We start from the raw sequence: 18,217 nt of genomic DNA on the forward strand, positions 1-18,217 counted from the left end.
GGTGAATGCAGTATCCGGCCGTGCTGGCCAATATCCATCCGGCAGGGCCGAAAATCGCGGCTGCAGATCTGAACTGCAGCCCGGATCAAAATCATCGCGTCCAGCTCCTAGCCTGGACGCCGTCGAGGGGGAAGGATCCTTCGTGACCGAAACCACTGAGCTGTCTTCAGCTGTGGAAACATCATCTTCTGCTGCCGGATCGTCAACGGCAGCACCCGCCAAGAGCAGCGGCCTCGCCGGCCTCAAGCTCGCCCAGCTCCAGGCTCTTGCCAGCCAGCTGGGGATCTCCGGCGGTTCCCGGATGCGGAAGGGCGATCTTGTGACCGCCATTTCCGCCCACCGCGCCGGCACTCCCGTGAGCAAGGCTCCGGCCCGCGCTGCTGAAAAGGCGACCGACAACGGCACCGTCTCCCAGTCCGCGGCTCCGGCCGTTGCACCTGCCGCCGCCGATTCCGAGGCCCCGGCCCAGGAAAACCCGCGGGCCCGTGGACGTGGCCGCAGCCGCCGCGCCGGCAGCGACGGTGTCATCACGACTCCCGCCGCCGAAGCACCCGCCGCCGCTCCCGCAGTGGAAGCCCCCGCAGCTGCCGCCGAGACCGGTTCTGTTGAAACCGGCGCTGCCGGTGCAGGTTCTGCCGCCTCCGCTACCGAAGGCAGCGACCGCACCCGCCAGCCCCGCACCCGCAACCGCCGCCGCGGCGAAGCCGCCGAGCCGACCGGAGGTCAGGGCACTGCCCAAGGCGCGGCCCAGGGCACAGCCCCGGCTGTCGAGGCCCCGGCCGAGCAGCGCCAGGCTGACCAGCGCACCGAGCAGCGCCAGGCTGAACAGGGCAGCGATGACGGCCAGCGCCGTGAGAACACCCGCACCCGCGGCGGCCGCGACGAGGCTGCCGGCAGCCGCGATAACACCCGCGACAATGCGGGCACCCGCGACAATGACGACAGCGACGGCGGCAGCCGCCGGAACCGCCGCAACCGGCGCGACCGCAATGACCGTCCCGACCGCTCCGGCGGGCAGGACAGCCGCGACAACACCTCACGCAACGACCGCTTCCGTGACCGCAACGACCGCCGCCGGGGACGCGCCCAGGGGCCGGACGTCGACGACGTCGAGGTCACCGAGGATGACGTCCTGCTGCCCGTCGCAGGCATCCTGGACGTGCTGGAGAACTACGCGTTCATCCGCACCTCCGGCTACCTGCCCGGTCCGAACGACGTCTACGTGTCCCTCGCCCAGGTCAAGAAGTACAACCTGCGCAAGGGCGACGCCGTCGTCGGTGCCATCCGCGCCCCGCGTGAAGGCGAAGACCGCAGCCAGCAGCAGTCCGCCCGCCAGAAGTTCAACGCCCTGGTCCGCGTCACCTCGGTCAACGGCAAGACCCCCGAGGAACTCAAGGACCGCGTCGAATTCGCGAAGCTCGTCCCGCTGTACCCCTCCGAGCGCCTGCGCCTCGAGACGGACCCGAAGAAGATCGGCCCCCGCGTCATCGACCTGGTTGCCCCGATCGGCAAGGGCCAGCGTGGCCTGATCGTTTCGCCGCCGAAGGCCGGCAAGACGCTCATCCTGCAGTCCATCGCCAACGCCATCACCACCAACAATCCTGAGGTCCACCTCATGATGGTGCTCGTTGACGAACGTCCCGAAGAAGTCACGGACATGCAGCGCACCGTCAAGGGCGAGGTTATTGCCTCTACCTTCGACCGTCCCGCCGACGACCACACCACCGTGGCCGAGCTCTCCATCGAACGCGCCAAGCGCCTCGTGGAAATGGGCATGGACGTTGTGGTGCTCCTCGACTCCATGACCCGCCTGGGCCGCGCCTACAACCTGGCAGCACCGGCTTCCGGCCGCATCCTGTCCGGTGGCGTCGACTCCGCCGCGCTGTACCCGCCGAAGCGCTTCTTCGGTGCAGCCCGCAACATCGAAAACGGCGGCTCGCTCACCATCCTCGCCACCGCGCTCGTAGAGACCGGTTCCAAGATGGACGAGGTCATCTTCGAAGAGTTCAAGGGCACCGGCAACATGGAACTGCGCCTGTCCCGCCAGCTCGCGGACAAGCGCATCTTCCCGGCCGTGGACGTCAACGCGTCCGGTACCCGCCGCGAAGAGAACCTGCTTTCCCCCGAGGAAGTCAAGATCATGTGGAAGCTGCGCCGCGTCCTCTCCGGCCTTGAGACGCAGCAGAGCCTTGAGCTGCTGACCAACAAGATCCGGGAGACCCAGAGCAACGTCGAGTTCCTCATGCAGGTGCAGAAGACGACGCTTGGTGCGAAGTCCGATAACGACAAGTAGCTGAGCTGGGGGTGGGGCCGTCGCATATTTTTGCCGGCCCCGCCCCTTCGCGTTGCTGCTGACATACTGTTACTAGACTTAGACGCAGAGCGTTGAAAGGTTTTGAAAATGTTTGAGTCCGTACAGGGCCTGTTGGATGAGCATGATGCTATCCAGGCGCAGCTGGGGGATCCTGCTGTTTATGCTGACCAGAAGCTTGCCCGGAAGCTGGGGCGGCGTTCTGCCCAGTTGAACGGCATTGTCGAGGCGTACCACGCCTGGCACGGCATCCAGGATGACCTGGCGGCTGCCAAGGAAATGGCGGACGAGGACCCGGAGTTTGCCGCGGAGGTGCCGGAGCTGGAGGAATCGCTGGAGACGGCTGCGGCGAAGCTGCGCCGGCTGCTGATCCCGCGGGATCCGGACGATGCCCGCAACGTGATCCTCGAGGTCAAGGGCGGTGAAGGCGGCGATGAGGCTGCCCTGTTCGCGGCCGACCTGCTGCGGATGTACACCCGGTACGCGGAATCCCGCGGCTGGAAGACCGAAATGATTTCCGCCAACGAGTCGGACCTCGGCGGCTACAAGGACGTCCAGGTGGCGATCAAGGGCAGCTCGAACGATCCCGCCGAGGGCGTCTACGCCCGGCTCAAGTTCGAGGGCGGCGTGCACCGTGTGCAGCGCGTTCCCGTGACGGAATCCCAGGGCCGCATCCACACGTCGGCTGCCGGCGTGCTGGTCCTTCCGGAAGTCGACGAGCCCGAAGAGCTCGAGATCAACCAGAACGACCTGAAGATCGACGTCTACCGTTCCTCCGGCCCCGGCGGCCAGTCCGTGAACACCACCGACTCCGCCGTCCGGATCACCCACCTTCCGACCGGCATCGTGGTGGCCATGCAGAACGAGAAGTCGCAGCTGCAGAACCGCGAAGCCGGCATGCGCGTCCTCCGCGCCCGTATCCTGGCGCACCAGCAGGAGCAGATCGACGCCGAAAACTCGGCCCAGCGCAAGTCGCAGATCCGCACCATGGACCGCTCCGAGCGCATCCGCACCTACAACTACCCTGAAAACCGGATCGCGGACCACCGCACCGGCTACAAGGCGTACAACCTGGACCAGGTCATGAACGGCGACCTGGAACCGGTCATCCAGTCGGCCATCGAGATGGACGAACAGGCCCGCCTCGACGCCATCGGCGACTAGTCCGGCCCCGTCTTGATGACAGAAGGCAACGGCCCTAGTCTCGCGGACGCGGTCCGCGAGGCTACCGCCGCCCTGACCGCCGCCGGCGTCCCGAGTCCCCGGGTCGACGCCGAACTCCTGGCCGAGCACCTGCTTGGCGTGGGGCTTGGCAGGCTGCGCGCGATGATGCTGGGGGACACCCCGGCACCGGAGGGCTACGGGGAGCTCGTCGCGGAGCGGGCCCGGCGCATTCCGCTGCAGCACATCACCGGCGTCGCGCATTTCCGCTACCTGGAACTCGCCGTGGGACCGGGGGTCTTCATTCCCCGGCCGGAAACGGAATCCGTGGTGCAGCTCGTGCTGGACTGGCTCAAAGACACGGGCCGGCTGCAGGGCACGTCTCATCCCAAAGTTGTGGACCTTGGCACGGGCTCCGGGGCCATCGCCGGTTCGATCGCCCACGAAGTCCCCGGTGCGGAGGTCCACGCCGTCGAATTCAGCGAGTTTGCGCACGCCTGGGCGGCCAAAAACCTTCTGCCCCTCGGCGTCCACCTCATCCGCGGTGACCTGCGCGATGCCTTGCCCGCGCACAACGGAACCTTCGACGTCGTCGTCTCCAATCCTCCCTACATCCCCGCCGAAGCCATCCCCAACGAACCCGAAGTTGCGCTGCACGATCCGCCCGAGGCGCTGTACGGCGGGGGAGCGGACGGCATGGAGCTTCCGACGGCGGCGGCGGCCTCGGCGGCCCGGCTGCTGGTCCCCGGGGGCTACTTCGTGATGGAGCATGCCGAAGTCCAGGCCGAATGGATCGCCGCCATGCTGGAGCGGTCCGGGCTGTGGACCGGGGTAACCACCCACCGCGACCTCAACGGCAAGGACCGGGCCACCAGCGCCGTCCTCGCCGGCCCGGCTGCCTGACGGCGGCCCGGGCACTACCCGACGTGATGAAAGAATAGGCCAGTGACGACTAGCTACGATTGCACGGCAGCCGAGGAACGCGCTGCGGGACTCGAACATGCGCAGCGGGCCATCAGGGAGCACAAGTGTGTGGTCCTCCCGACGGACACCGTGTATGGGATCGCCGCCGATGCGTTCTCCCCCCTCGCCGTGACCTTGTTGCTCGCGTCGAAAGGCCGCAGCCGCAAGATGCCGCCGCCCGTCCTCATTCCGCGGCTCAATGCCCTCGACGGCCTCGCCACCGATGTCCCGGCCGAGGCCCGTCGCCTGGCCGAGGCGTTCTGGCCCGGCGGACTGACCCTCATCCTGCATGCCCAGCCGTCCCTCGACTGGGACCTTGGCGAAACCAAGGGCACCGTCGCCCTGCGGATCCCGGCCGACGACGTCGCCCAGGACCTGCTCACGCTGACCGGGCCGCTGGCCGTCTCCTCGGCGAACCGCACGGGCCAGCCGGCGGCGCAGACCGCGGCCGACGCCGAAGCCCAGCTCGCCGAGTCGGTGGAGGTCTACCTCGAGGGCGGGCACCGCCCGACCGAGGGCGCCGACGCGCTGCCGTCCACCATCGTCGACGGCACCGCCGTGCCGCTGCGGGTGGTCCGCCAGGGCGCCATCAGCCTGGAACGGCTCCGTGAAGTTGTCCCTGGCGTGCTGGGCGTCGGCGAGGAGCCTGCCGCCGTCGAGACCCCCGAAGCCAGCGCAACCGCCGTCGCCAGCGCTACCCCTGAAGCCAGCGCATCCCCTGAAGCCAGCGCAACCGCCGAAGCCGGTGCAACCGCCGTCGACGATTCCCCGAGGAACTGATATGCAGCCCAAAGTCGCCGTCGCGGCAGTAACCTTTGACCGCCATGAGGAGCTCACCCTCCTCCTCAAAGGCCTTGCCGAACAGACCGCCCCCATCCACTCGATCGCGCTCGTGGACTCGGGCACCGTTCCGGCGACGGAGATCGTCAGCGCCGGCGGGGACAACATCAACTACCTGCGCTCCGAAGCCAACCTCGGCGGCGCCGGGGGATTCGCCTACGCGATCCTGGCCGCCATGGCCAGCGGCGCGGACTGGATCTGGATGATGGACGACGACGGCCACCCCGAGGATGCAAGCTGCCTCGCCGAACTGCTCAAGACCGCGGAGGAGCACCAGCTCGACATCGTGAGCCCGCTCGTCGCCGCCACCGCCGACCCCAACCGGCTCTCGTTCAACTTCCGCATCAACGGGCTGCTGACCAACGACCGCTCTCGGCTGGCGCCCATGGGCTACCTCCCGGACATGGTGCACTTCTTCAACGGCGCCCTGATCCGCACCGAGGTCTTCTACAAGATCGGAATCCCCGACGTGAAGTTCTTCATCCGCGGCGATGAAGTCGATTTCCTGTCGCGCGTAAAGAAGGCCGGCCTGAAGTACGGCACACTTGCTACTGTCGCGGTGCAGCACCCCGCCACGTGGACCGAGATGAAGCCCGTCTTTGGCGGTTTCATCACCCCGGTCATCCCCGAGGGGGAGTTCAAGCGGTACTGCTACTTCCGCAACCGCGGCTACCTCACCCGCAAATACCGGAACCTGCGCTGGTTTGGCGCGGACATCGTCGGTTTCCCCTACTACTTCCTGAAGAACGGGGACCTCAAAGGCCTGGCGCACTGGTTCGGGGCCTATTCCACCGGTTTCCGCGGAAAGGGCTTCGGCTCACCCACCCGGCTTATGTCCACCAACCGCCAGGCCTGATGTGAAGAACCTGTTTGCCGTCGTCGTCACGTACAACCGTGCCGACTTCCTGCAGAATCTGCTCGATTCCTTCAGCCGCCTGACCACCCGGCCGGACCGGATCGTGGTGGTGGACAACGCCAGCACGGACCACACCGCCGACGTCGTCTCCCGCGCCATGACCGCCGGCGGACTGCCCATCCAGTACGAACGGCTGGCCGCGAATGTGGGCGGCTCCGGCGGGTTCTCCCGCGGCGTTGAACTTGCCCTCGGCGCCGGCGCAGAGTGGCTGTGGCTCATGGACGACGACGTCGAGGTGCTCCCGGGGGCCGTGGAGGCGCTCGATGAGTTCACGGCGGAGTACTCCTGCATGATCGGTCGGCGCTACGACGCCGCTGGCAAGCCGTTCTTCTGGCAGCACCATTTTGTTGAGGCGCTGGGCGTCTTCCTGCCCGTCCGCGGCGATGTGTTCCGTACGTCCCAGGTTTTCCCCACCAACGTCGGAAATTTCGAGGGCATGCTGATCCAGGCGTCGGTGGCCCGGACCATCGGGCTGCCGGACCCGCGGTTCTTTATCACCTGGGATGACCTGATCTACGGCTGGCTGGCCGCACAGCAGACGCCGGTGGTCTACGTGAACGCCTTTGTCATCAAGAAGGTCCGGGCACAGCGCCAGGTGGACCTGGGGGTGCGCCACCTCAACGATTCTTCCGACCTGAGCCGCCGCTATGTGATGCGGAACCGGGGCCATGTGGCGCAGTACCTGCGCGCGCACGGCAAGTACCACCGGCTCGGATTCGGTGCCGGGACGGCACTGACCTACCTGAAGGAACTCGTGCGCCTGGTGCTGGTTGAACGCCGCATCAAGGGGGCCGGTGCCCTGTGGCAGGGATGGCGCGAATCGCGCGGCATCCTTGCCGACCGCAGCTGGCAGCCGATGCCGCCGGTGCCCTCCGGGACGGCCCCGGATCAGGGCTGACTCCGGCGCGGATCAAGCTGGACCAGCCCCTCGTGACCGGCACGGAGCCCAGTTTCCAGCACGATAGCGATTAGTATCGTGGGAGACCCGGGTGCTGTCCGACAGTTGCACGGCGGGTAATTTTTGAAACAGGCGCATGGCCGCCGTGGTAGTGGAAGTCGGTTGCAATCTCTGTTGACTACGAAATCTGAAGCGCGCGAACCCGCCGCAGCACGGGACGAGAAGAAGCCCCCGCTCTGGATCTGGATCCAGCTTTTCCTCGACTCGATGTCGTGGGTTGTGGCGATCATCCTGGCCCTGCTGCTGCGCTACGAGATGGGCATCCGCGAAGAACAGCTGGTCAGCGCCATCATCATCATGGCCATCGCTATCGTTGTGCAGGCCGCGGCCGGGTACGCGCTGGCACTGTACCGCGGCAGGTACCCCTTCGGCAGTTTCCAGGAGGCCAAGGCCCTCGTCTTCGTCACCGTGATTGTGGCCGCCTCCATCACGCTGAGCCTGCTGGTGCTCTATGAAACCATCGGGATCGGCCGCAGCGTCGGGCTCATCGCGTTCCCGTTCGCCTGCCTCTTTATGGGAGCAGCCCGCTACGCCAAGAGGCTCTACGTCGAGGGCAAGAACCGCCCCGGCGAGGGCGCGCAGAACACCCTGATCTATGGTGCGGGCTTCCTCGGCAACTCCCTGCTGACGCGCATGCTGCAGGATGCCGATTCGCCGTATTTCCCGGTAGGGCTGATCGACGACGACCCCACCAAGAAGCACCTGCGGCTCTCCGGCGTCCAGGTCCTGGGCCGCGGCGATGACCTGCCGGCCCTCATCCGCCGCACCCGCGCCTCCGTGCTGGTGCTGGCCTTCGCCAACGTGGAGGCGGCCGTGGTCCGGCGGATTTCCGACGCCGTAGCCGGACTGAATGTCAGGGTGCTGGTCCTTCCCCCGCTGCGCGACATGCTTGGCCGGGGGGCGCCCGAAGGTTTCTCCGATTTCCGCGACGTGGCGGTCGAGGACCTGATCGGGCGGCGGCCGGTGGACATCAAGGTCGACGAGATTGCCGGCTATATCAAGGACAAGCGCGTCCTGGTCACCGGTGCCGGCGGCTCCATCGGCTCCGAGCTGTGCCGGCAGATCGTCCAGTTTGCTCCGGCGGAACTGATCATGCTTGACCATGACGAAACCGGGCTGCAGCAAACGCAGATTTCCATCACCGGGCGGGGACTGCTCGCCGGGCGTGACACTGTCCTGGCCAGCATCCGCGACGGGGCCGCCCTCCAGGAGATTTTCCAGGACCGCCGCCCGGAGGTAGTGTTCCACGCTGCCGCCCTCAAGCACGCACCGCTGCTGCAGCAGTATCCGGTCGAGGCCTGGAAGACCAACGTCCTGGGCACCTTGAACGTGCTGCGCGCCGCCGAACGCACCGGCGTTTCACATTTTGTGAATATTTCCACCGACAAGGCGGCAAATCCGACGACGGCGCTGGGCCACTCCAAGCGTGTCGCCGAAAAGCTGGCCGCCTGGATGGCGGGCCAGACCGGCCGCAAATTCGTCTCCGTCCGGTTCGGCAACGTGATGGGAAGCCGCGGCTCGATGTTGCCGCTCTTCACGGAACAGATCCGCGTCGGCGGACCCGTGACGGTGACGGACCCCGAGGTCACCCGCTTCTTCATGACGATCCCGGAGGCCTGCCAGTTGGTGATCCAGGCCGGCGCGATCGGATGCGGAGGCGAGGTCATGATCCTTGACATGGGGGAACCGGTCAGGATTCTGGACGTCGCCCAGCGCATGATCGCGATGTCCGGCAAGAAGGTAGACATCATCTACACCGGGCTCCGTCCCGGAGAGAAGCTCCATGAGGAACTCGTGGGGACGGGCGAGTTGGACGAGCGCCCACTGCATCCGAAGATTTCGCACACCCGGGCCCACGAGCAGGACCCGGACGGGCTGGACCTTGATGTCTGGCTGGCCCGCTGTGAGGCGGAGCAGGGCCTGGACATCGAGTCCATCCCTGACGACGAGGCGGATGAACCGGGCGAGAGCATCAGGGCGGCGTCATGATGCCYGTCTACCTCGCCGCCGGCATCACCCTGCTCGCGAGCATCCTGCTTCCGTTCGCGGTCAAGCCGTGGCTGGTCAGGATGGGCGTCGTTGACGTTCCTTCGGCCAGGTCGTCCCACGCCCGGACCACCATCCGCGGCATGGGGGTGGCCGTGTCCCTGGCCACCGGCATCGGATATGCGGCCGCCGTCCTGCTGGGGGCGGTGACAGTGGACCGGTCGGTCTTCCTTGTGGTCCTGGCGATCATCGTCGCGAGCGCGGGAGTGGGCTGGATCGAAGACCTCCGGGGTCTCTCCATCCGGGGCCGCGCCGCCGCGCAGCTGGGGATCGGTGCTGCCGGGTCCACGGCCCTGCTGGTCCTCACCGGCCAGTCCTTCTGGTGGCTGCCGCTGGCCGCGCTGGCCATTGCCGCCTATATCAACATCGCCAACTTCATGGACGGCATTAACGGGATTTCCAGTTTCCACGGCATCCTCGCGGGCAGCTCGTATGCGGTGGCCGGAGCGCTGTCCGGGCAGCCATGGCTGACCGCCGGCGGCGCCGTGCTGGCCATGGCCTTCCTGGGGTTCYTGCCGTGGAACCTCTCCCGGGGCTCCGTATTCCTGGGCGACGTCGGCAGCTACCTGCTCGGCGCCTCGGTTGCGGCCCTGGCGGTGGCAGGGTTCCTGAGCGGCGTGTACGTGGAATATGTCCTGTCCCCGATCCTGGTGTACCTGGCCGACACCGGGTACACCCTGCTGCGCAGGATCAACGCCGGCGAAAGGTGGTACGCGTCCCACCGCGAGCACGTGTACCAGCGGCTGACCGACGTCGGCTTCTCGCACCTGCAGTCGGCCGGCACTGTCTCGGTATGCACGGCCGCAGTGATCGTCCTTGGGTTCATCGCGGCCACGGCACCGCTGCCCGCGGTGGTGCTCTGCGTGGCCGGAAGCCTGGCCGTACTGGCGCTCTACCTTGCCTCCCCGGACCTCATCCGGCGCCTCCGGCGGCGGAAGAAGGTCACCCGGGTGCCGGCATCCTAGACACCGCAACGGCGCCAGATGACGAACCGGACAACGGCGTGTTCTATCTCGTGTAGAATTCAGGGGCGGGTTCACGCCGCGACGTCTGACCAGCAACCAACACCTCGACGATTGGGATCACATGACCTCCAACGCCGAACCCGGGCGAACGCCCGGCGCCGGACCCGTTGGTGTCTCAGGTCCCACAAAATCCTTGTGGCTGCGCTTGCTGGCCATCAGTTCGGCCGTTGGCGGCGGCGCCCTGCTGCTCACCAGCCTGACGGCACTGCTGCTCGACGGCACAGCTGCCGCGCTGTCATCCCTCTTCGGCGGGGTGCTGGTGATCGCCTTCTTCGCGATCAGCCTCCTGGTCGGACACTTCGGCGGCCGGAACCATTCTTCCGGTGCCATCGGCCTGTTCGCGGCCACCTACTTCATCAAGGTCGTCGGCTTTGCTGTGGTGCTGTTCGCGATCGGCAGCCCGGAGTGGCTGAACGGGAGCTGGTTCCTGGCCGGCGCCGTCGTGACCGTGGTCCTGTGGCAGGCTGCCGAGATCTACGGTTTCAGCAAGTCACGGCTGCAGCTCTATAACGACCCGGAGATCCCTGAAGGCGGCACCGATGTTTAGCCGCAAAGACTGGCGGAAGAACAAGCCCCGCACCCCTCAAAGCACCTCCGGAGCCCCCGGTGTTTCCGACAAAGGACACGACGGCGGATACAACGCCGGCATCGCCGTCTTCAGCTACATTGTTGGCGGAATCCTCGTCTGGAGTTTGATAGGGTGGGGTCTGGATAATCTGTGGGGAACCCGCTGGATTGTGCTCGCAGGCGCCCTGCTGGGAGCCGCGGGAGGGTTCTATCTTTCTCATATGCACGGCCTCACCAGCCCGGATAATTCCGTTGGCGGGGACAATGCTGCACGTGGCCCGTCCAAGGACGAGGATCAGTAATGCCAAATAATTTCACAGGGGGACAGGCCGGCAGCTACGCCGCCTTTTCCCTACCAACGCCCAATGATGGACACTGCAGAGAGGAAACGCGTTGATCGCGCTTGCGCTCCCGGCCCAAGATTCAGGAACTTTTACGCCTCCTGGAATTGAAGAAATCCACCTGCCGGCAATCCTGCCGTGGGGGGCGGTCGATGGATTCTCCAAGCAGATGCTGCTGGTAATCCTTTCGGTCGTTATTATCGCTACATTCTTTCTGCTAGCTGCGCGGAAGCAGCAGCTGGTCCCCGGCAAGCTGCAGTTCGCAGGCGAGGCCGCTTATAGCTTCGTCCGCAACGGCATTGCCAAGGACATCATCGGCGGCCGGGACTTCATGAAGTACGTCCCGCTGTTGTTCACCCTCTTCTTCTTCATCCTGGTAAACAACATCTACGGTGCCATCCCGCTGATCCAGCTTCCGACCTTCTCGCACGTCGGCGGTGCCTACGTGCTCGCGGGGATCGTGTACATCACCTGGATCGCCATCGGCGTCAGGAAGAACGGCCTGAAGTACTTCAAGCTCGCTACGGTTCCTTCCGGCGTTCCCTGGTACATCCTCCCGATCGTTATCCCGATCGAGATCATCTCCAACTTCCTGGTCCGCCCGGTCACGCACAGCCTCCGTCTGTTCGCCACGATGCTGGCCGGCCACCTGATCGTCATGATCGCCGGTTCCGGCATCGAGTTCCTCGTGATGCAGGAAAGCGTTCTCATGAAGGGCGCGTCCGTACTCGTCCTTGGCGGCGCCATCGCGATGTACATGCTCGAGGCGCTGATCATGGTGCTGCAGGCCTACGTCTTCACGCTGCTGACCGCGATCTATATCGAAGGCGCCCTAAACGCCGATAGCCACTAGGCTCCCACAAACTTCCCCTCACGGGGATGAAGCAACCCAAACAACCTGCCACATAGGTGGCATCTTGAAAGGAAGAAAAATGGAAGGCTCCATCAACGGCTCCCTCAACCTCATCGGCTACGGCCTCTCCGCCATCGGTGGTGGTATCGGTGTGGGTCTCGTGTTCGCCGCCTACATCAACGGTGTGGCACGTCAGCCGGAAGCCCAGCGCGTCCTGCAGCCGATCGCATTCCTCGGCCTTGCGCTGACTGAAGCCCTCGCCATCCTCGGCCTGGTCTTCGCGTTCGTTCTCAAGTAAACAGAACAACCGAACATCCAGAACCGAGTAGATAAGGACGGGTGAAATATGCATCAAACGATCATCTCAGCCGCCACAGAGGGCACTAACCCTCTGGTTCCCAATCCCTGGGAAATGCTTGTCGTCTTCGCCGGCTTCGCTGTTCTCATGTTCATCGTGGTCAAGTACGTTGTCCCGATGTTCGAGAAGACCTTCGCCGAGCGGGCGGAGGCCATTGAAGGCGGCATCGCCAAGGCTGAAAAGGCACAGGCAGAGGCTTCCGCTGCACTCGAGGAGTACAAGCAGCAGCTCACCGATGCCCGTGCCGAGGCCAACCGCATCCGCGAGGAAGCCCGCGCCGAAGGCGCTCAGATCCTTGCGGACCTGAAGGAGAAGGCAGCTGTAGAGTCTGCCCGCATCACGGCACAGGCCCACGCTGCGATCCAGTCCGAGCGTCAGGCGGCCGTTGTGTCGCTCCGCACGGAGGTGGGCACGCTTGCCACCACGCTGGCAGGCCGCATCGTCGGTGAGTCCCTCGAGGACGACGCGCGTTCGGCCCGTGTGGTTGACCGTTTCCTGGCAGATCTGGAGAACCAGAACGCAGGTGTAGCTAAGTAATGGCAGGTGTATCGAGCGAATCGCTGACCGCAGCCCTGGTGGCGCTGGAAGCCAAGCTTCCTTTTGCCTCGCTGCAGTTGGCTAAGGAACTCTTCGGAATCCTGGGAACGGTGGACAGCTCGGCTGGCTTGCGCCGCGCCCTGACTGACCCGTCCCGCTCCGGTGACGAAAAGTCGGCGCTTATCAAGCAGCTCTTCAGTGGGAAAGTCTCCGCGGATGCTGTGGAAATTGCGAGCGGACTGGCCGGCTCACGCTGGGCATCCGCCCGGGACATCGGCGATGCACTCGAGACTCTTGCCGCTTCGGTGGTCATCGCCGTTGCTGAAAACAAGTCTGCCGTCTCTGCCTCAGGAATCACCGGGCTGGAAGCGCTGGAGAACGATCTGTTCTCCTTCAACCAGGCTGTGGAGTCCAACCACGAGGTACAGCGTGCTGTGTCCGAACCGCAGGCCAGCCCGGCTGCCAAGGTTGCCCTCGCCGAAAAGCTCGTGCCCAGTGCCAGCGAAGAAGCGAAAGTCCTTATCGGACAGGCAGTTTCGCAGCCGCGCGGGCTCAAGGTGACCAAGCTTGTCCGTCGTTTCGCCGAGCTGGCAGCCAAGCGCCAGCAGCGCTGGATTGCAACGGTCAGTGTCACCCGTCCGCTGACGGAGACACAGACCAGCCGCCTGCAGGCGGGGCTCAACGCCCTCTACGGTCGCGAGCTCAAGATCAACATGAACGTTGACCCGGCACTTATCGGTGGCATCCGGATCCAGGTCGGTGACGAAGTGGTAGACGCTTCGGTCCTCGCCCGCCTGGGCCAGCTTCACCGTCAGCTTGCCTAGCCAGCCGGACAAGCACAACTTAACGAAACGAAACCCCGGTCATCGTGAGCAACGATGATCACGAAAACAGGAGAGCAGGGACTGCAGATGGCCGAATTGACCATCAACGCCGACGACGTCCGTAATGCGTTGAACGAGTTCGCGGCGTCCTACGAACCCGGAAACGCAGAGCGCGTAGAGGTCGGCCGTGTAACAACCGCAGGTGACGGCATCGCCCGTGTTGAGGGCCTTCCCTCGGTCATGGCGAACGAGCTGCTTCGCTTCGAAGACGGCACCCTGGGCCTGGCCCAGAACCTCGACGTGCGCGAGATCGGCGTCATCATCCTCGGTGACTTCACCGGCATCGAAGAAGGCCAGGAAGTTCACCGCACCGGACAGGTTCTGTCCGTACCGGTGGGCGACGCCTTCCTCGGCCGCGTAGTCGACCCGCTGGGCGAGCCCATCGACGACCTCGGCGAGATCAAGGCCGAGACCACCCGTGCACTGGAACTCCAGGCGCCCGGCGTGACCCAGCGCAAGTCGGTCCACGAGCCGATGCAGACCGGCCTCAAGGCTATCGACGCCATGATTCCGATCGGCCGCGGCCAGCGTCAGCTGATCATCGGTGACCGCCAGACCGGCAAGTCGGCAATCGCGATCGACACGATCATCAACCAGAAGGCCAACTGGGCTTCCGGCGATGTCAACAAGCAGGTGCGCTGCATCTACGTGGCCATCGGCCAGAAGGCATCCACGATCGCGGCTGTCCGCCAGACCCTCGAGGACAACGGCGCACTGGAGTACACGACCATCGTGGCTTCTCCCGCGTCCGACCCCGCAGGCTTCAAGTACCTGGCACCGTACGCCGGTTCGGCAATCGGCCAGCACTGGATGTACGGCGGCAAGCACGTCCTCATCGTGTTTGATGACCTCTCCAAGCAGGCCGAGGCCTACCGTGCAGTATCGCTGCTGCTCCGCCGCCCGCCGGGACGCGAAGCCTACCCGGGCGACGTTTTCTACTTGCACTCCCGCCTCCTGGAGCGTTGTGCCAAGCTCTCCGACGAGCTCGGTGCAGGTTCGATGACCGGCCTGCCGCTCATCGAGACCAAGGCAAACGACGTCTCCGCGTACATCCCGACCAACGTGATCTCCATCACCGATGGCCAGATCTTCCTGCAGTCGGACCTCTTCAACGCCAACCAGCGTCCGGCCGTCGACGTGGGTGTCTCCGTTTCCCGCGTGGGTGGCTCCGCCCAGGTCAAGTCCATGAAGAAGGTCTCCGGTACCTTGAAGCTGGAACTGGCCCAGTACCGCGACATGCAGGCGTTCGCAATGTTCGCGTCGGACCTCGACGCCGCATCGCGCCAGCAGCTGACCCGTGGTGCACGCCTGATGGAACTGCTCAAGCAGGGCCAGTACTCGCCGTTCCCGGTCGAGGACCAGGTCGTCTCCATCTGGGCCGGCACCAACGGACACCTGGACGACGTTCCGGTTGAGGACATCAACCGGTTCGAGACCGAGTTCCTGGAGCACCTCAAACACAAGTCCTCCATCCTGACGACGCTGGCCCAGACCAACGTCATGAGCGATGACACTGCAGAAGCACTGAAGACCGCGATCGTGGACTTCAAGAAGGGCTTCTTCGGCGAGGGAGACAGCCTCCTGGTGGGTGCGGGCCATGAAGAGCACGCCGCCATCGACGAGGCACAGGTCGACCAGGAAAAAATCGTCAAGCAGAAGCGCTAGTTTCGCTGGCAGGGACTGCCGGGACCTTCGCGGGTTCCGGCAGTCCCGGCCACCGGGATCTTAGGAAAGGATAAGTATGGGAGCCCAGATCCGGGTCTACCGCCAGAAGATCAGCTCGACGACGTCGATGCGCAAGATCTTCAAGGCGATGGAACTGATCGCTACCTCGCGCATCGGCAAGGCCCGGGCACGCGTAGCAGCTTCACTGCCTTACGCAAACGCCATCACGCGTGCCGTTTCTGCTGTCGCAAGCCAGAGCGAAATCGACCACCCGCTGACCACCGAGCCGGAGCAGATCCGCCGGGCCGCCGTCCTGGTAATCACCTCGGACCGTGGCCTCGCAGGATCGTACTCCGCGAGCGTGCTCAAGCAGGCCGAAGGCCTCAACGAGCTGCTCGTCGAGGAAGGCAAAGAAGTCAAGATGTACCTGGTCGGCCGCAAGGCGCAGGCATACTTCGACTTCCGGAACCGTCCTTACGAGCGCGTTTGGACCGGCGGCACGGACGCACCGGAGTTTGCCACCGCACAGGAAATCGGCGAGGCATTGCTGGCTGACTTTGCGACCGATTACGCAGAGGGCGGCGTCGACGAGATTCATGTCGTCTACACCCGCTTCAAGTCAATGGTCACGCAGGAGCCGACGGTTGTCCGTCTTCTCCCGCTTGAGGTTGTCGAAGAGCAGGCATCGTCCGAATCGGACCTCCTGCCGCTCTACGAATTCGAGCCGGAAACGGAGCAGGTTCTCGATGCTCTGCTGCCGCGCTACATCGAATCACGTATCTTCGCCGCGATGCTGCAGGCAGCAGCCTCGGAGCTCGCTGCCCGCCAGCGGGCAATGAAGTCCGCCGGCGACAACGCCACGGAGCTCATCAAGAAGTTCACGCGTCTGCGCAACACCGCCCGCCAGGCTGAAATTACGCAGGAGCTCTCCGAAATCGTGGCCGGTGCCGACGCGTTGAACGCGTCATAACCTCCCCGAATTCGGAACCAGCTTTACCTGCACCAAAGTAAACTTAACCCCAACGCCATCTACTGAGTGAAGTGAGAGAGATGACTGCCACAGCTACCGAACACGTAGCCGCGACGACCGGTGCTACCGGCCGTATTGCACGTGTTATTGGCCCGGTTGTCGACGTCGAATTCCCGGCTGACGCAATCCCCTCGATTTACAACGCACTCACCACCGAGATTACTCTCAACGGTGAGACCAAGACGATCACCTTCGAGGTTGCTCTGCACCTCGGCGACAACGTCATTCGCGCCATCTCCCTGCAGGCAACCGACGGACTCGTCCGCGGCACCGCTGTAGTGGACTCGGGCGCCCCCATCTCCGTCCCCGTCGGCGACGTCGTCAAGGGACACATCTTCAACGTCCTCGGACAGCCGCTTGACGTGGCTGAGTCGGAACTCGAGATCACCGAGCGCTGGCCCATCCACCGCAAGGCTCCCGCCTTCGCGACGCTCGAGGGTTCCACCGAGATGATGGAAACCGGCATCAAGGTCATCGACCTTCTCACCCCGTACATCAAGGGTGGCAAGATCGGTCTGTTCGGTGGTGCCGGCGTCGGCAAGACCGTTCTGATCCAGGAAATGATCACCCGTGTTGCCCGCAACTTCGGCGGCACCTCGGTGTTCGCCGGTGTCGGCGAGCGTACCCGTGAAGGCAACGACCTCTGGGTTGAAATGGAAGAGGCAGGCGTCCTCAAGGACACCGCCCTTGTCTTCGGCCAGATGGATGAGCCGCCGGGAACGCGTCTGCGCGTGGCCCTGTCCGCGCTGACCATGGCCGAGTACTTCCGCGATGTGCAGAACCAGGACGTGCTGCTCTTCATCGACAACATCTTCCGCTTCACACAGGCAGGCTCTGAGGTTTCCACCCTCCTCGGCCGCATGCCGTCCGCCGTGGGCTACCAGCCCAACCTGGCTGACGAGATGGGTCTCCTCCAGGAGCGCATCACGTCCACCAAGGGCCACTCGATCACCTCGATGCAGGCCATCTACGTCCCCGCAGATGACTACACCGACCCGGCTCCGGCCACGACCTTCGCACACCTCGACGCGACCACGGAACTTTCCCGTGAAATCGCTTCCCGTGGTCTGTACCCGGCCGTTGACCCGCTGACGTCGACCTCCCGCATCCTGGATCCGCAGTACATCGGCAACGACCACTACAACACAGCCGTCCGCGTCAAGCAGATCCTGCAGAAGAACAAGGAACTCCAGGACATCATCGCCATCCTCGGCGTTGACGAACTGTCTGAAGAGGACAAGATCGTCGTGTCGCGTGCACGCCGCATCCAGCAGTTCCTCTCGCAGAACACCTACACCGCCAAGCAGTTCACCGGCGTCGAAGGCTCCACCGTGTCCATCAAGGACACCGTGGAAGGCTTCACCGCGATCTGCGACGGCGAGCTGGACCACATCGCAGAGCAGGCGTTCTTCAACGTCGGCGGCCTGGATGACGTCGAGCGCCAGTGGGCCAAGATCCAGGAACAGACCAAGTAATATGGCTGAGCTTGAGGTTGAGATTGTCGCAGCAGACCACTTTGTGTGGTCCGGAGCGGCCAAGATGGTCAAGGCCCGCACCAGCGATGGTGAAATCGGAATCCTGCCCGGCCACTCGCCCCTGCTGGCGATTCTGGCCGAAGGTGAGCTGGCCATCGAGCCGGTTTCCGGTGACCGCATTGCTGTAGTAGTCGACGGGGGATTCTTCTCCGTCGACAACAACCGGGTCGTCATTGTTGCTGACAACGCCCAAATGGGCGACGCGGCTACTGCGGGGATCCGCTAGC

At 64.7% G+C, this 18,217-nt stretch carries 18 protein-coding genes; all 18 read left to right on the forward strand.

Features of this window, described 5'->3' with window-relative positions:
• The first annotated feature begins 142 nt into the window (after positions 1-142).
• Positions 143-2,293, forward strand: coding sequence for a transcription termination factor Rho (gene rho, locus AB4Y67_RS04840; RefSeq protein WP_441404647.1), 2,151 nt, complete (start codon positions 143-145; stop codon positions 2,291-2,293).
• 108 nt (positions 2,294-2,401) lie between these two features.
• Entirely contained in the window at positions 2,402-3,475 is a 1,074-nt protein-coding gene (gene prfA, locus AB4Y67_RS04845; protein ID WP_224046965.1) for a peptide chain release factor 1, read from the forward strand.
• A gap of 15 nt (positions 3,476-3,490) precedes the next feature.
• Positions 3,491-4,375, forward strand: coding sequence for a peptide chain release factor N(5)-glutamine methyltransferase (gene prmC / locus AB4Y67_RS04850; RefSeq protein ID WP_441404648.1), 885 nt, complete (start codon positions 3,491-3,493; stop codon positions 4,373-4,375).
• A 42-nt stretch (positions 4,376-4,417) separates the two neighbouring features.
• On the forward strand, positions 4,418-5,215 hold the full coding sequence (locus AB4Y67_RS04855) for an L-threonylcarbamoyladenylate synthase (protein ID WP_441404649.1): 798 nt from the start codon (positions 4,418-4,420) through the stop codon (positions 5,213-5,215).
• A gap of 1 nt (position 5,216) precedes the next feature.
• Complete coding sequence (locus tag AB4Y67_RS04860; protein WP_441404650.1) at positions 5,217-6,131, forward strand: glycosyltransferase; 915 nt, start codon at positions 5,217-5,219, stop codon at positions 6,129-6,131.
• A 1-nt stretch (position 6,132) separates the two neighbouring features.
• Positions 6,133-7,089, forward strand: coding sequence for a glycosyltransferase (locus tag AB4Y67_RS04865; RefSeq protein WP_441404651.1), 957 nt, complete (start codon positions 6,133-6,135; stop codon positions 7,087-7,089).
• A gap of 174 nt (positions 7,090-7,263) precedes the next feature.
• Positions 7,264-9,138 (forward strand): polysaccharide biosynthesis protein, encoded by a 1,875-nt coding sequence (locus AB4Y67_RS04870; protein ID WP_441404652.1) that lies wholly within the window; start codon positions 7,264-7,266, stop codon positions 9,136-9,138.
• Positions 9,135-10,160 carry an MraY family glycosyltransferase gene (locus AB4Y67_RS04875; RefSeq protein ID WP_441404653.1) on the forward strand — a complete coding sequence of 342 codons (1,026 nt, stop codon included), beginning with the start codon at positions 9,135-9,137 and terminating at the stop codon, positions 10,158-10,160. The genes AB4Y67_RS04870 and AB4Y67_RS04875 overlap by 4 nt, the downstream gene beginning before the upstream one ends.
• Positions 10,161-10,281: 121 nt before the next feature.
• Entirely contained in the window at positions 10,282-10,767 is a 486-nt protein-coding gene (locus AB4Y67_RS04880; protein ID WP_441404654.1) for a hypothetical protein, read from the forward strand.
• Positions 10,760-11,089, forward strand: a complete 330-nt coding sequence (locus tag AB4Y67_RS04885; protein WP_441404655.1) for a hypothetical protein — start codon at positions 10,760-10,762, stop codon at positions 11,087-11,089. The genes AB4Y67_RS04880 and AB4Y67_RS04885 overlap by 8 nt, the downstream gene beginning before the upstream one ends.
• A 91-nt stretch (positions 11,090-11,180) precedes the next feature.
• Entirely contained in the window at positions 11,181-11,981 is an 801-nt protein-coding gene (gene atpB / locus AB4Y67_RS04890) for a F0F1 ATP synthase subunit A (protein ID WP_441404656.1), read from the forward strand.
• Positions 11,982-12,060: 79 nt separating this feature from the next.
• Positions 12,061-12,279, forward strand: a complete 219-nt coding sequence (gene atpE / locus AB4Y67_RS04895) for an ATP synthase F0 subunit C (RefSeq protein ID WP_003804776.1) — start codon at positions 12,061-12,063, stop codon at positions 12,277-12,279.
• A 48-nt stretch (positions 12,280-12,327) separates the two neighbouring features.
• Positions 12,328-12,876: a F0F1 ATP synthase subunit B gene (locus AB4Y67_RS04900; RefSeq protein WP_441404657.1), complete on the forward strand. Its 549-nt coding sequence runs from the start codon at positions 12,328-12,330 to the stop codon at positions 12,874-12,876.
• The gene (locus AB4Y67_RS04905) at positions 12,876-13,700 is read left to right on the forward strand and encodes a F0F1 ATP synthase subunit delta (RefSeq protein WP_441404658.1); all 825 of its coding nucleotides are present in this window, start codon (positions 12,876-12,878) and stop codon (positions 13,698-13,700) included. Before AB4Y67_RS04900 ends, AB4Y67_RS04905 begins: the two co-directional genes overlap by 1 nt.
• An 87-nt stretch (positions 13,701-13,787) precedes the next feature.
• Positions 13,788-15,425, forward strand: coding sequence for a F0F1 ATP synthase subunit alpha (gene atpA / locus AB4Y67_RS04910; RefSeq protein WP_441404710.1), 1,638 nt, complete (start codon positions 13,788-13,790; stop codon positions 15,423-15,425).
• Between the two features lie 76 nt (positions 15,426-15,501).
• Positions 15,502-16,395 (forward strand): F0F1 ATP synthase subunit gamma, encoded by an 894-nt coding sequence (locus AB4Y67_RS04915; protein ID WP_441404659.1) that lies wholly within the window; start codon positions 15,502-15,504, stop codon positions 16,393-16,395.
• An 80-nt stretch (positions 16,396-16,475) separates the two neighbouring features.
• Positions 16,476-17,930: a F0F1 ATP synthase subunit beta gene (gene atpD / locus AB4Y67_RS04920; protein ID WP_056426125.1), complete on the forward strand. Its 1,455-nt coding sequence runs from the start codon at positions 16,476-16,478 to the stop codon at positions 17,928-17,930.
• Position 17,931: 1 nt separating this feature from the next.
• Positions 17,932-18,216 carry a F0F1 ATP synthase subunit epsilon gene (locus AB4Y67_RS04925; RefSeq protein WP_104172348.1) on the forward strand — a complete coding sequence of 95 codons (285 nt, stop codon included), beginning with the start codon at positions 17,932-17,934 and terminating at the stop codon, positions 18,214-18,216.
• The last annotated feature ends 1 nt before the right edge of the window (position 18,217 follow it).

The sequence above is a fragment of the Arthrobacter sp. YAF17 genome (assembly GCF_052113365.1).
In the GTDB taxonomy this organism is placed as follows: domain Bacteria; phylum Actinomycetota; class Actinomycetes; order Actinomycetales; family Micrococcaceae; genus Arthrobacter.

Excerpts from the sequence above, each read along its gene's own strand:
- AB4Y67_RS04885 (WP_441404655.1), top strand. The coding sequence starts at position 10,760 with ATGTTTAGCCGCAAAGACTGGCGGAAGAACAAGCCCCGCACCCCTCAA.
- prfA (WP_224046965.1), top strand. The coding sequence starts at position 2,402 with ATGTTTGAGTCCGTACAGGGCCTGTTGGATGAGCATGATGCTATCCAG.
- AB4Y67_RS04905 (WP_441404658.1), top strand. The coding sequence starts at position 12,876 with ATGGCAGGTGTATCGAGCGAATCGCTGACCGCAGCCCTGGTGGCGCTG.
- prmC (WP_441404648.1), top strand. The coding sequence starts at position 3,491 with ATGACAGAAGGCAACGGCCCTAGTCTCGCGGACGCGGTCCGCGAGGCT.
- AB4Y67_RS04880 (WP_441404654.1), top strand. The coding sequence starts at position 10,282 with ATGACCTCCAACGCCGAACCCGGGCGAACGCCCGGCGCCGGACCCGTT.
- AB4Y67_RS04900 (WP_441404657.1), top strand. The coding sequence starts at position 12,328 with ATGCATCAAACGATCATCTCAGCCGCCACAGAGGGCACTAACCCTCTG.
- atpD (WP_056426125.1), top strand. The coding sequence starts at position 16,476 with ATGACTGCCACAGCTACCGAACACGTAGCCGCGACGACCGGTGCTACC.
- AB4Y67_RS04915 (WP_441404659.1), top strand. The coding sequence starts at position 15,502 with ATGGGAGCCCAGATCCGGGTCTACCGCCAGAAGATCAGCTCGACGACG.
- atpA (WP_441404710.1), top strand. The coding sequence starts at position 13,788 with ATGGCCGAATTGACCATCAACGCCGACGACGTCCGTAATGCGTTGAAC.
- AB4Y67_RS04925 (WP_104172348.1), top strand. The coding sequence starts at position 17,932 with ATGGCTGAGCTTGAGGTTGAGATTGTCGCAGCAGACCACTTTGTGTGG.
- atpE (WP_003804776.1), top strand. The coding sequence starts at position 12,061 with ATGGAAGGCTCCATCAACGGCTCCCTCAACCTCATCGGCTACGGCCTC.
- AB4Y67_RS04860 (WP_441404650.1), top strand. The coding sequence starts at position 5,217 with ATGCAGCCCAAAGTCGCCGTCGCGGCAGTAACCTTTGACCGCCATGAG.